This is a genomic window from Pseudomonas putida, from assembly GCF_028682455.1.
In the GTDB taxonomy this organism is placed as follows: Bacteria; Pseudomonadota; Gammaproteobacteria; order Pseudomonadales; family Pseudomonadaceae; genus Aquipseudomonas; species Aquipseudomonas putida_AA.
This window is the reverse complement of sequence record NZ_JANHLD010000001.1, coordinates 500,191-512,642: the sequence shown is the minus strand read 5'-3', so window position 1 is coordinate 512,642 and position 12,452 is coordinate 500,191. Positions and strand designations below refer to the sequence as shown.

14 protein-coding genes and 2 pseudogenes are annotated in these 12,452 nt (G+C 58.0%); 7 read left to right on the top strand and 9 right to left on the bottom strand.

Annotated elements, in window-relative coordinates; genetic code table 11:
• Positions 1 to 114 precede the first annotated feature (114 nt).
• Complete coding sequence (locus NPS58_RS02470; protein ID WP_274113200.1) at positions 115 to 561, top strand: hypothetical protein; 447 nt, start codon at positions 115 to 117, stop codon at positions 559 to 561.
• 42 nt (positions 562 to 603) lie between these two features.
• On the opposite strand, the pseudogene NPS58_RS02465 reads toward NPS58_RS02470, so the two are convergent.
• From NPS58_RS02465 to NPS58_RS02440, 6 genes and pseudogenes are all read right to left on the bottom strand, one after another.
• Positions 604 to 949 (bottom strand): annotated as a pseudogene (locus NPS58_RS02465) (phage holin family protein).
• A gap of 203 nt (positions 950 to 1,152) precedes the next feature.
• Complete coding sequence (locus NPS58_RS02460; protein ID WP_274113198.1) at positions 1,153 to 1,650, bottom strand: hypothetical protein; 498 nt, start codon at positions 1,648 to 1,650, stop codon at positions 1,153 to 1,155.
• 328 nt (positions 1,651 to 1,978) lie between these two features.
• A pseudogene (locus NPS58_RS02455) lies at positions 1,979 to 4,750 on the bottom strand (bifunctional DNA primase/polymerase).
• Positions 4,747 to 4,950 carry a TraR/DksA C4-type zinc finger protein gene (locus NPS58_RS02450; RefSeq protein WP_274113196.1) on the bottom strand — a complete coding sequence of 68 codons (204 nt, stop codon included), beginning with the start codon at positions 4,948 to 4,950 and terminating at the stop codon, positions 4,747 to 4,749. The pseudogene NPS58_RS02455 and the gene NPS58_RS02450 overlap by 4 nt, the downstream one beginning before the upstream one ends.
• Positions 4,943 to 5,431: a phage regulatory CII family protein gene (locus NPS58_RS02445; protein ID WP_274113194.1), complete on the bottom strand. Its 489-nt coding sequence runs from the start codon at positions 5,429 to 5,431 to the stop codon at positions 4,943 to 4,945. The genes NPS58_RS02450 and NPS58_RS02445 overlap by 8 nt, the downstream gene beginning before the upstream one ends.
• 218 nt (positions 5,432 to 5,649) lie before the next feature.
• On the bottom strand, positions 5,650 to 5,853 hold the full coding sequence (locus tag NPS58_RS02440) for a hypothetical protein (protein WP_274113192.1): 204 nt from the start codon (positions 5,851 to 5,853) through the stop codon (positions 5,650 to 5,652).
• 99 nt (positions 5,854 to 5,952) lie between these two features.
• Here NPS58_RS02440 and NPS58_RS02435 point away from each other — a divergent pair, with 99 nt between their 5' ends.
• On the top strand, positions 5,953 to 6,621 hold the full coding sequence (locus NPS58_RS02435; protein ID WP_274113190.1) for a LexA family protein: 669 nt from the start codon (positions 5,953 to 5,955) through the stop codon (positions 6,619 to 6,621).
• Between the two features lie 23 nt (positions 6,622 to 6,644).
• Here the strand turns inward: NPS58_RS02435 and NPS58_RS02430 are convergent, their stop codons facing one another.
• From NPS58_RS02430 to NPS58_RS02420, 3 genes are read right to left on the bottom strand one after another with little or no spacing between them, the layout of a single operon-like run.
• Positions 6,645 to 8,015, bottom strand: coding sequence for an ISL3 family transposase (locus tag NPS58_RS02430; RefSeq protein ID WP_274112684.1), 1,371 nt, complete (start codon positions 8,013 to 8,015; stop codon positions 6,645 to 6,647).
• A complete protein-coding gene (locus tag NPS58_RS02425) occupies positions 8,012 to 8,377 on the bottom strand; it encodes a hypothetical protein (protein WP_274112682.1) in 366 nt (121 codons plus the stop codon). The genes NPS58_RS02430 and NPS58_RS02425 overlap by 4 nt, the downstream gene beginning before the upstream one ends.
• 14 nt (positions 8,378 to 8,391) lie before the next feature.
• Positions 8,392 to 8,787 carry a BRO-N domain-containing protein gene (locus NPS58_RS02420; RefSeq protein WP_274112680.1) on the bottom strand — a complete coding sequence of 132 codons (396 nt, stop codon included), beginning with the start codon at positions 8,785 to 8,787 and terminating at the stop codon, positions 8,392 to 8,394.
• A gap of 615 nt (positions 8,788 to 9,402) precedes the next feature.
• Between NPS58_RS02420 and NPS58_RS02415 the strand changes: the two genes are divergently transcribed.
• The 5 genes from NPS58_RS02415 (at position 9,403) to NPS58_RS02395 (ending at position 12,420) form a co-directional block, all read left to right on the top strand.
• Entirely contained in the window at positions 9,403 to 9,912 is a 510-nt protein-coding gene (locus NPS58_RS02415; protein WP_274113188.1) for a hypothetical protein, read from the top strand.
• Positions 9,909 to 10,148 (top strand): pyocin activator PrtN family protein, encoded by a 240-nt coding sequence (locus NPS58_RS02410; RefSeq protein WP_274113186.1) that lies wholly within the window; start codon positions 9,909 to 9,911, stop codon positions 10,146 to 10,148. Before NPS58_RS02415 ends, NPS58_RS02410 begins: the two co-directional genes overlap by 4 nt.
• Before the next feature lie 93 nt (positions 10,149 to 10,241).
• On the top strand, positions 10,242 to 10,742 hold the full coding sequence (locus tag NPS58_RS02405; protein ID WP_274113184.1) for a hypothetical protein: 501 nt from the start codon (positions 10,242 to 10,244) through the stop codon (positions 10,740 to 10,742).
• Positions 10,739 to 11,662 (top strand): hypothetical protein, encoded by a 924-nt coding sequence (locus tag NPS58_RS02400; protein WP_274113182.1) that lies wholly within the window; start codon positions 10,739 to 10,741, stop codon positions 11,660 to 11,662. Before NPS58_RS02405 ends, NPS58_RS02400 begins: the two co-directional genes overlap by 4 nt.
• Positions 11,659 to 12,420 (top strand): hypothetical protein, encoded by a 762-nt coding sequence (locus NPS58_RS02395; RefSeq protein WP_274113180.1) that lies wholly within the window; start codon positions 11,659 to 11,661, stop codon positions 12,418 to 12,420. Before NPS58_RS02400 ends, NPS58_RS02395 begins: the two co-directional genes overlap by 4 nt.
• Positions 12,421 to 12,452: the final 32 nt, after the last annotated feature.

The following is a 12,452-nucleotide window of genomic DNA, read 5'->3' as shown; positions in this document are numbered from 1 at the left end:
CAGTAATGTCGCGCACGCATAAAATCGAAATCTCGGCGCACTTGTCTGTCGATGAAGCCCAATACTTGCTCCCAGCTTTGGGGGTTTGCTTTCTCTTGTTCAGGAGTCAAGGACATGACCACCTCCAACATTCAGAAATTTGATGAGATCACCGGCCGGGTGTTTGGTGCTCTCTATGAAAACTTCCCGGTAGCCAGACATCTGCTGATCGAAGACTTCCTGGAAGACGGGTTTTCTTACGATGAGGGCGCGCAGGGAGACTTTCCCAATCAGAACGGTGAGTTTTTCTTCGCCTGTGTCGAGTGGCTGGCAGAGGCGGGATACCTGCGCTTTAAAGAGAAACTGCATGACTCAGGATTTGAAAGAGTGGTTCTAACCGCAAAAGGCCTTGAAGCCCTCAAGGCTGTTCCCGCTAGCCTTACCGTTGGTCCATCCCTAGGCGACCAACTCGTTGATGCCACCAAAAGCGGTACCAAGAGCATCGTGGGCAGCCTGGCGGGCGAAGTACTGTCGGTGGGCTCCCGCTTCGTAGCCACCCATTACTTTGGGTTACCGAGCTAAATCAGCACGACTCAAAGCGCTCCGTCATCCTGGTGGTCCATCTTATTCAGCACCAGGGTGACTGGACGGCGGCACTTCGCAGACGCCCAGGCGCTTGGCGGCCCAGCGTTCGTACAAGCCGATTGCTACATCGGCACCGGCCATGGCCGTGAGGCAACCCACCGCCGCTGACGCGATGACCGAAACACCCAGCGCATACAGAAGCATGTTGGCTGACAAGCCGCAGGTCACACAGGCCCCAGAGCGCAACGCCAAGCGACGTAGCAGTGACCAGCCTGTTATTCCGGCCTTGTCTGCGCGCCACATCTCGCCGGACACCCCCAACTAGGGAAAGTACGATCACCATCCAGATAGGAAGCCCAACTAAAGTTTGCTGCTCACTGTTCATCAGTGCCTCATAGGTCAACGCACGGCGCCAGAAACAGAAAACCCCGCCAATTGGCAGGGTTCTCGATGCAACGACAGGTCGGAGCGGTTGCACAGCACAGTGCTTGTGGGGAAGCGCCTAAGCGCACTTTTCATATCGTGGCGACTTTTTACCTGCGTTCGGAAAAACCGAAAAGGGCCAGTTTTCGGTTCGTCGTCTCGACGCTACTTCGACGCACTGTCGGCGCACGCTCGGCGCATTGTGAACCGACGAACGGTATGCCGCCTGTTAACCCCTGAGCGTGCAATCAGCAGCGACAGCACTTGCAGGTGCAGCGCCTTGACCCAGTTTCGATAGGTTCGGTCTGCATCTTCGGCCAGGCCAACCTCGCGCATCTGTTCCCGAATCGGTGCGCCATGCAGGTAACGAAACTCGGCCAACGTAGACAACACCGCACCCCGCTTATCTCGACGCCCCAGCTCGGCAACAGCCGCGTCGACTTCCGCAGCAGAGCGATCCAGGCCAGCACCACCCAGCAGGATCCGATGCCCTGATGTTCCGCCTCTCGGTGCTGCGCCCTTCCATTCCATGATGCTACCCATCTGACTACCCAACCCCGCCTCCAGGCCGAGCCGGGCGCGCTGTTCGGCCCAATGCCGCATCAAACCTTCAACCATCGCCAAGCGCTCTGCCAGTTCCAAGCTTTCGATGTCCGCCATCATCAACGCATCCCCCCGAAACCCGCTACCCGACACACAATTAGGCAACTCAACACAAACCCAACACAGATAAAACCTAATAAATTCAAAGCATTAAAGGTATTCGAGTTGAGTGTGTTGGGTTTGTTGAGTTTATTTAGCCTCGTATGGGAATTATTTTGATCCTGATGAATGTCGCCAAAAGTTGCGCGCCTGCGCGTGCGCGACGACAAACCCAACACACCCACCACGACCCTCGGCAAACCCGCTGAATCTGCGGCCCATACGTGTGTTGCCCCTTGCACATCGACCCGACACAAACCCAACACACTCAACACGCTTATGGTCGCACTCATGTTGCCAGCCCCTTCACATGGTCCCAGCCATCGACATTCCAACCCGCAAGCTTTGCCCTGGCACGCCACTCGGCGACGCACGCGCCCAGCTCGGCCGACTTTGTGGATGGGGGCAGGGAAGGATCTCCATCGGGCGGAAAGAAGAACGCGGCGAAACGACGGTTGTTGCCATCAGTCCACGGAATCGCTCGGGTCTTCTCCACCGTTGCGCTGATCATCAAGGAGAACTTCGTCTGGCTCATCGAGTGCTCCCGGTTGCGCGAACACCACTCAAGAAACATGGCGTACACGTCCGTCGACAGACAGCAGCCCCACAGGCCACGCCCGAGCTCGCCCATGCGCCACAGGTACAGGAACGTCTGCCATGCGGTCCTACTGAGAGCCACCAAGCGTTGGCGCGCCTCGGTCTTCGGTGGTCGTGTGCGCTGATTGAACTCACCCAGCTCGATGCTCAAAAGCCAGCCATAAAGCGCCGCCACACCACCATTCTTTAACTCATTACCAATGGCCTTCTGGCGCTCGACAGGAAGCGTCTCCAGAGGCCACATAACCAACATGCGGCGGTCATCCTCGCTGATCGGCCAGGGCATGATCTCGTTGCTGAGAAACGCCGCATTCATGTGGTTGGCTTCCTCCCAACCATTGATGAACTTCGACTCCATGCGTACCGTCTTGCCGGTGATCATGTGCTTGATCTTGCCGACCTGGTTGTAACGCTGATCGCGGCTAACAACCTCCTCGAACACCGCCCAAAGCTTGCGGCTCTGCCAAGCGTTGAAACTTCCCTCCAACTGGGACTGCCCGACCGTGGCCGCGTATTGGCCGTAAAGCTCCCCCAGTACGTCGGAGAACAACAGGCTTTTGCCTGAGCCTTCCATTGTCGAGTGGAACAGGACAGCCGTGTCCATCTTGGCCCCCATGTGCTGCAACGGGAACGCGACCCACTTCAACAGCCAGTCCAATGCTTCGGCATCGTGATTGCACAAGAACGAGATCAGCCAGCGCAGGTTTTCGCACGCAGCGTCATCCCTCACCGGCTCCAGCGGCAGCCCTTCAAACGTGTTGATGTGGGTAGCGGGATCTTTGGTCATGGTGGGATCGAACACGATGTGGTCGACATCCACCACCCGCCGACTGGGGCTGTTCAGCCACAGCGAATAGGCATCACCAAGGGCCATTTTGACGGCACCCTCGGCAATCCGGCGCTTCTTCTCTCGGTCCCATACGTCCTTGGTCCCGTCGATGTAGACGTACCGTTCGATGGGCTCGAGTTTCAATGCGCCGCCCTTTTGCTGGACATGCGCCGGGCCTGCTCTAACTCCTGGACTTGCTCAGCAGCAACCAACTTTTTGTTAGTCCGCTCCATCCATTCTTTCGCCAGCGGCTTACCGACCAGGGCCTCGAAACCAGAGCGCTTCATCTGCCGCCCCTTATCCATGTCCCACACCTGAGTGGTGCCCTCGACCAGCGCGAATCGCCGCATGGCAATTTCAATGTCGAGGGCGTCGTCCCCCGCGCCCCCGGTGCTGCAGGAGTCGGCCGGGCTGGGGCTTGCCCCTTCCAATGGGGCGCGGGGAAGATCGTCAGCAATTAACTGGGCGAGGTCATCAAGTGTGAACGGCTGATCGTCGGCCTCATTTCGAGTAGGGGCGGGGAAGTTCACCAAGAGGTGGCGGGGATGGTGGTCGCGACTTCGCGTCGATGCCCAGCATACGCGCTGCCGCCTTCGTCGCCTCACGGGTGTTGCCACCATGCTGCAGGATGCAAAACACATCGAACGCATCATTCTTGTGCCCGTTGTTCAGCGGGTCAGAGCTATGGTGCGAATACAGTTTGTCATCGCTGATGGTGACACCAGGAAGGCCGCTGCCGCTCTGCGGGCACAACCATTTGTTGCCGATTCGCTTGTAGCCATGCGCCTCGATCAGCGTTGCCAGGTCATGGCAACGGTTGAACTCAGGAATGACTTCGGGCAGCGACTTACCGGAATGCTCCGGTGTAGAACGCGACTTGGGTGTAGTGACCACTGGCGGCGCCAGAGGCTTGGGCAACCAAGGACAAGCCGCTTCAGCACCGGGCTTGAACTCATCCCACCCCAGCCAAATACTCAGCAACTCAGGCGGAAGGTCCGGCAACCCATCCGGCGATGGCGGGTTACGCCAGGTATAAGGTTGCTTTGTTCCAGGGTGGATAGAGGGTGGCAGGACGTCCTGGACTAGGCCGCCCCGCAACTCGAAGACAGTGATCTTCTTGAAGGGCTCAGCGGCCAGGCGAAAAGCAGCTTCCCGAGCAGTATCGCCTGCATCTACCGCCGCCTTCACCTGGGACATGATCCCCTTGAAAATCGACCCATCCGGGTCGGTCTTGTTGGGCCATACCAGCGAGTGTCGGCTCAGTTCGACACCATCTGGCACACGGAACATAACGCGAAAGCGCGCCGGGTTACCGATTGTGGTCGGATAGGCATCTGCCAGGGCATCCAGATCCATGCCCAGCTGCTGTTGCAACACAAGCCGACTCAGTTCTACATCATCGACATCAAGCGAACAAACTCGGCTCGGCCCCAGGACCACGCCGAGGTTGTGCGCAGGCCGCTTCTGCCAAAGTGCTTCGGCAGCATTGGCGTCAGTGTAGTAACCACCAGGCTTGTTCCACCCACTGCCCTTCGGGCCCTTCTCACCTGGTTCAATCGGTACCAGTGCAAGCCCGTAGGCTTCAATGTAGTGCCGCGCCCATGCAGCAGTTGGCTGTCCTTGGAGGTCAATCATGCATGCCGCTCCCGCAGCTCTTGGCAGCTGACACAGGTTTCGCAACCTGCGACCAACTGCTGACGCAACGCCGGGATAGGTTCGTCGCAGTCTTCGCAGAATTGCGCGCTGGGCTTTGCACTTGCACGCAACTGGCGCTGCAACGACATCTGCAGGAAGTAGTCGGCCTGGTCATTGGCCAGATCGGCGATGTCAGCCATTTGCACGGTCCTCCATCGCCTGGCGGGCACCAGCCATGATGGCCAGCACCTGCCGAATGACGTCCATGCCTCGCTTCTCAAGGTCGAGAACTTCGTGCAGCTCCCACACGTTGTCTGCCGCACCGTCGTGCATGCTGCCAACGAACGCCCCCGCTTCATCCAAGAGCTTGCCAACGGCTTTCAGGGCTTCATTGGTGGCCGGTACCGGCTCTGGGCGATACCAGACAACGCCTGCCGCCCGGCAGAGTGCATCGAGCACGCGGGTATCCGCGGTCCACTGCAGAACTTCCTCCAGTTCGTCCGGCGAGAGCCAGCGGCGCTCTTCATCATGTTTGAGCTTCTTCTGCAGGGCATCAATATCGATGCCCATATCGAAGGCCAGGCGAGTGATCCCGCCGTGGTAGTCACGACCAGCGCGATAGAGCGCTTGCCGCAGGGAAAGGACCAGGCCTGTGCCCGGCAATGTATCTATGCGACTCATAACCGTTAAACCTCGATTAACGGTGTAGCCATGAGATTGGGCAAGCCCTATCCTACGACCACGACCGATATGCCTGTTCAAATGTGTTGTGCGACAAGGCATGTCTTTCTAGTCATCCGGTGAATCTTGTGGTGAGAAGGAACCGGATGGTGGGTTTGGTGGCGCTACTGCGCCGTCATCGCTGAGCTGGGGAAAATCTTGTGGTGAGAGGCCCCAGCTCAGCAGTCTTTACTCTGGCAAGTGCCAGCAAGCTTGATCTGCTCTTCATACAAAAGCTCAATGGCCTTGCCCACTTCATAGCGGACCGCCGCCCCCTTCGTTGCCCGATAGATAGTCGGCTGGGTCGTACCAACTCGATCAGCAATTGCTCGCTGCGAAAAACCCAACCCAATCAGTTTTTGAAGCATCTGCTGGATAGTCATTGTGATTACCGATGCGTTTCCGAATTGAACCAATAATACCCATACGTATTGAGCAAAGCAATACACTTCCGATACGTAAACGAATCAGAGCAACAGACCGTGATAGGAAACCGTGTAGCACAGCGAATGCACGAACTGGGCTGGTCAGAAGGCGAGCTAGGTAGGAAGTCTGGTGTTCCTCAGCCAACAATTCATAGGATCCTCACCGGCGCTTCGGCCAGCCCTCGCCAAGCGAACGTTGAGAAAATAGCGAAAGCCCTTGGCGTAACGACCGAGTGGCTGTGGAAAGGAGGAGAAGCTCCCAACATCCACACCGGCCCCAATTCAAACATTGAGCCTGGCCCGAGAATTCGCGGCTTCGTTCCCTTGATCTCATGGGTGCAAGCTGGAGCTTGGTGTGAAATGCAGGAAGTGCTTGAACTGCAGGACGTAGAAAGCTGGCTCCCCTGCGCTGTATCGCATAGCAGTGCCACTTTTGCCCTTCGGGTGAGAGGGTTATCAATGTTCAATCCCCACGAGCGGCGGTCGTTCAGGGAAGGCGACATCATCTTCGTCGACCCTGCAAAGGACTATGAAAATGGGTCACTCGTCATTGCCAAACTCGCAGATAGCCGAGAGGCCACCTTCAAACAGCTCGTTATTGAAGGGCAGCGACAGTTTCTCAAGCCTCTCAACCCATCCTGGCCAGATCCGATCATCGAGCTACCTGATGACGCATTGATATGCGGTGTAGTGGTTTCAAAGGTCGAGATCTTCGGGTATTCATAAAAGCCTGTTGATGCAGGAGCTTCCTAACCCTCAGCCGAAGGCATCGGGTTGATGTTGATGGGAGGCTCCAGCAGGAACTCCAGCAGAGGACGAATGGGCGCCCCCATGTCGCGCATAGAGGGCGCCCGCCCTGCAAGGTTGGCATCTGTCGGGAGGCCGTAGCCCATAGTGAATGGCGATTCCCGGCGGGGCTTTTCCTTGCGCTTCATCTTGTGCTCGACCGAGAACAGAATCTTGGCGCGGAACATCTCGAAGGACATGCTGCGCGTGAGCCTATTCAGGTCTTTCATTTGCCGGTTCATCGATTCGGTGAAGGCATTGGTGTTGCGCTGCCCGTTACCGAAGTAGGCGAAGATTTCCGCCTCCCAATTGCTCATTGCTGTGGTCAGTGGTGCCCACTGCGGACGCTCCTCCGGCGTTAGGCTGGAATGCCAGCGCCGGTATTCTTCTTTGGCGTCAGACTCATTTTCCAAATTCCAGATGTTCAGGAACTCCTCCTTGAGACGGTAGGCCGCGCCCAGCTCCGGGAATTGGTTGAGCCAGGTATCGACCACCATCCTGTTCATCGGGTTCAGGTCGTGCTCGCGCATTAGCATCAGCTTTCGGTCGCCCTTGAGCGCCCTGCGGCGATGCTGTGACAGCCCGGCCTTCAGGCTTTTCCTGATCTTCTCCATGGCTTCATTGGCCATGCGCTGAATGTGGAACTTGTCCACCACGATGGTGGCCTGTGGCATCAGTGCCTTTGTCACCTCGCGGTAGGGGTTCCACATGTCCATGCACACAATCTCAATGTCCTTGCGGTCTTTGAGACGCGACAGGTAGGCCGTCACCTGTGGCTTGGTGCGTGATTCCAGCAGGTCGATGATGGTCTCCTCCTCGATGTTGGTAAGCACGCAGCGATAGGTGCGCTGCAGGTACAGCTCATCAATGCCCAGCACGCGGGGTGCGGTAGGCTTGTAGCGGTCTTTCTGCGCCTCGAAGTGGTCGCGGAACAAGGTACGGATGACCGACTCATTCACACCCACTTCACGGCCCACGTCACTATTGGTGCGGCCCACCGTGGCCTTGATGATGTAGTCGGCCAGCCGCCGGGTCATCCGGTTGCTCTCGGCCATCTCCGGCAGCGCCGGGCTGAACGTGGTGTTGCAGGCCCGGCACATGAAGCGGCGGCGAACCAGCCAGAGCGTGACCCACCGCCCGTGCAGCGGCAGGTCACGGAACTTCACCTGCTTCTTGCCGAATCTGACCACCTCGCCGCACGTCCCGCAGTTAGGGCAAACCTCGGGGTCGGGATATTCCACCTGGAAGCTGTATTCGTTCTCTTCCTCATGGAAGCCCACTACCGTAGCTTTGAGCGGGTGCAAAAGCGTTTGCGGGATGGCCAGATCACTCACGCCAGTTTCCTCGAAGAGTCGCGGCGCAAGCGCTCGCTAAAAGCGCCAAGATGGCAGGCTACGCGCTTGTTCAGCGCATCCAACATGTCAGGCAGTCGCTCCATCGGGACATGCTGGGCAATGTCGAAGTAGTCATCCTTGGCAAAGCTCACAACAGATGCATCACCAGGAATCAGGCGGCAGTTCATTTGACCGATGGAATTGAAGGACACCAACATGCGCTGACTCATCAGCGCATGGGCCAAGATGGCCTGGAGTACTTCGGTCTGCACGCCATCAATGTGGTGGCGTGTTTTGCCTGCCTTGATCGCCTCGTAGTAGGCATTGAGGTAGTCGTCGGCTACCTCACGCATAACTTTCATGGACGGGGCGTCTGTCACGTCCAAAGCGGGCGCGGCTTCGAATTTCTGGTAACCCCTGTCTTACGGATGGCTGGAAGAACTTCGTGGGTGATCCACCGCTTGAACCGCTTGGCCTCTTCCTTGCGGCTGGTCAGAATCAGGCTGTACAGGCCCGATTCGCTGACGATCATCACTTCCTGTGAGCCTCCAGGGGTGTAAACATTACTTACACCCTTTTCGTCATCATCCAGCCTTGACACTGCCATCCGTGGGTTGGTGTGTGCAAGTGCCGCGCACACATCAGCGGCAACAAACCAGATTTCGCCATCACGGTTGACCGTGCGAACTGGCAAGTGGTCAAAGTTGAAGGTCTGGTGCGGGGTGTCGTCAGTAGCGACGCCCTGAGGGAGCAGATTGGATTGAGCAGCCACGATGGCCTCCTAGAGATCGTTCAATTTCGCCTCCTGTTCAGAGAGGCGGCCGGGCGCTTGAACACCGCTCTAGGACGGCCCGCAGATTTCCCCGAAGGGTCTTGTATAGCTGCGCGCCACCCGGCCATAAGCATGCATTGTCCCGCATTGGAAGGCAGCGCAAAACCTACGGACGTGAAAAAGCCGCTTTGACTTTCGGGAGCGGCTTCCGCCTAGAGAGGTGTGTTCAGCACCTGAGATGAACTCTAACGCCTTGCCCCATGACTGTCAACATCTTTTCTCGAAATCAAAAAGCAGTTGTAGCAACGGAGAGTCGGGAGACCATCAACAACCTTTTATGAATACCCAGATCTTCTAACCCTCAATCACCCACTCAATCAATACGCATAAGTATTGACCACGTTAATTCGTTTGAGTATTGTCTGGACCGCAACCTTCTCACCACAGAGGTCCAGGCATGCAAGCCAAAAATCGTCATTCGACCTGCACGGTCTACCTACACCCGTCCACCTGCAGCCGCCCCGCCACTGTCGACGCCTTCCAGCGCCGTACCGGCCTGCAAATCATCGTTTCGCCCAATGGGCACGCCCGAGCCGTTCAGAGCGGAGGTGCTGCGTGAGCGAATACATCGTTCCTCTCCGCAACGTGATGCTGCTTCAGCACGCCTTGGACCAAGGCGGCGAAACCATCTGCCCAGTTCAGCGCCCCGAAGCGACCATCAATGCCGAAGTCATGATCGAGACTGACGCCGAAACTCATCGGGTAACGGTGACGTTTGGCCCGCAGAAAGGCTCGCTCACCCTTCAGCGCGATGACACAGCCAAATACCAACATCTTCGAGACTTCATCCAGGATCTTGCCAACGGTCGCACTGAGTCTGGGCGCCAGTCCGAGCAAGCCATCGCCATGCTGGAGGCACTGGAGCACCTGAACGGCCTCATTGATGCCAACCAGATCGCTTACATCACACCTACAACGGACCCAGTCCACCCTTTCGGCGCCGTCGTGACCAACGACCAGGGGGACGTCTGTGCCGCCGCAAAGGGTACCTGCAAGGACCACCTTGCCGAGGTCATCCGCACTCAGCTCCGGCCAAAACAAGAGGGGGGCGGGGGGCGTCCATGACCGACACATTGGCACAGCTACGCAAGCAGTTCCCCACTCCCTGCCCGACGCTGAGCGCTGTGCGAGAACACTACTTCCCGCACATCAAAACAGATCGCCGTCTGCGCGAGCTGATTAAAGCCAAACGGATCGGGCTCAAGCTCAGCAAGCCGCATAACTCCGCACGAGCCAAGCCAGTGGTGTACCTACACGACCTCGCTGACTTCCTCGATACGCAAGCGAAGCAAGCGACTTAAAGGCGGTCCCGGCCCGCAGGGACACTTTGCTCGGCACCAAGCCCTCACCACGGCTTCATGGCTTGGTGCCGAGTGACATCTGGAGCACAACACATGCAACAGCAACACTACATCCTCGCCCTGGCCGCTCTGTGGCTGTTTACCCTGGCATTTCTCCCATTCCTGTTTCGCACCACCCGACAGCGTGCATACAACTCAGGGTATAGCGCCGGCCTCATCGAGATGCAGCGACTCAGTCGGGGGCACACAACAGCGCTAAGCAATGACATCACGCACCTTGCCAAGGAACGCGAAGCCGAGCAGAAGCGATTCGCTCAGATTAAGGCAGCACTGAAGGCAACCAACGCAGAGCTGGAGGCCAGGATCCTTTCCTACACCGGGCTCGCGGTAACCAAAAGTGACTATGAGCAACTGACGAAAGCTGCAGAAACTCTGCAGATGGCCCAGCGCACTTGGGAAGCTGCGAAAGGGACCGAGCCGTGGTGTGTCCGAGCCCACAATGGCCGTCTCAGCATTCAGAGCCTTGCCCGGCGCATCCACTCCCAACTACGCAACACCCCTGCCGGTACCAGTAAGACAGGAGAGGCAGCATGACCTACCAACCAAGCATCCGCCGCCACAAGGGCATGCAAACCATGTTCAGACCAGCCATGTCGGCAATTTGCGATGTATGCAGCAAGCCCCGTGTGCGCAAGGGCGGCCACGACAAGTGCTCCAAGATCCGCCAGGCAGCGGGGTTCATCATCAAGCAGGATGACCAAGGTATGAACATCAACATCCTGAAACTGAAGACCTTGGCCGAAGCAGCGCAGCGCGATCAGCACGACTATGCGGCACTGAATGACTACGGTATGGCGGTACCGCCAACGACTGTGCTGGAACTGATCGCAGAGATCGAGCGCCACCGCCTGGTAAACGCTGAGGGCTGCAAGCCCGAGATCAGCAACCTATCCGCCAACGCAGAGCCGAGCAAGAAGGCGTGCGGATACTCGACAGGTGACTGGCAGTGCAAGCCTGGCGGCTACCTTTACAACGCTAACACGGGCGAAGGGGAGGATGACGACCCGCTTTACATCTGCCCACATTGCCGCACGAAGGATTTCCTTAAGTACGCCAAGAAAGGAGCTGAATCCCTCAGCACAGGAGTGTACCTCTGGAAGTCGGCCGAGCGGGAGGCCCTGAAAGCGAATCATCCCGAGGCCATCAAGACCCTAGCTGAACTTGGCCCGGTCGTAACTCTGGATGATGAAACTGTCGCGATCTGTAACATACGGCGTGCGCCGGTTGAGCGCGTTGAGCTGCCCCGCTTCGCCCAGAGAGTAATCAAAAAGCTCAAGCGTTTTCGTGATTGCGCAGAAGACAGCCAGGGCGCTGATATTGGAAAGGCGTGGTTTGACGTTTTGGTGCAACTTGGTCTACTGAATCGAGTGCAGCGAAGCCCAGCATATTGGGAAATCACCGACGAAGGCGATGCTCTGCTTGAAGCCCGCGCAGCCCTGGAGCGCAAGCCATGAAAGAGCGCCCAATCCTGTTCAACAGCACCATGATTCGCGCCCTGCTGGAAGGCCGGAAGACGGTAACGCGTCGGGCGGTCAAGCATCAGCCTGGTGTGCCGGTAACCGACGCGATCCCGCGCCGTGACTATCCACACGGCCCCGCAACTGTCGATTGGTACTGGCGGCCTCAACTCGGGCACTTGAACGGAGTGCCTAGCAATGGCTGGGACTTCAAGTGCCCATTCGGCCAGCCAGGCGACCGCCTGTGGGTGCGCGAAAGCTGGCAAGACGTACACCCCGTGCAAGTGGCAGACGGCCGCTACTCACAAGCTGGACGGTCTGGCATTCCTGGCCCACCCGGCGTCACCTACCGAACAATCTATCGAGCTGACGGGCCTTACCCAGTGGTCTATCACAGCCATGCACACCCCTACCGCTGCTTGCAGCCCGACCCTGAACACGGCAGCACCTGGGCAGCCGAGAGCGGTTACACCGGATGGGTGCCGAGCATCCATATGCCACGCTGGGCCAGCCGCATCCTGCTGGAGATCACGGATGTGCGCGTCCAACGCCTGCAGCACATCACACCGGACCAAGCGGTAGCTGAAGGCGTGGACGGCGAGATCTGCCGCCAACACTTGGAGACATCCCCTGTCCGCCACCTCTGCCGGGAAGCGGAGATTCTCGGTTTTGCAGGCCTATGGAACTCAACTGGAGGCAACTGGGACGCCAATCCCTGGGTCTGGGTCGTCGAGTTCCAGAGGGAGATGCCATGACCAGCAAGGCAATCACACGCATCCGCCCTCCC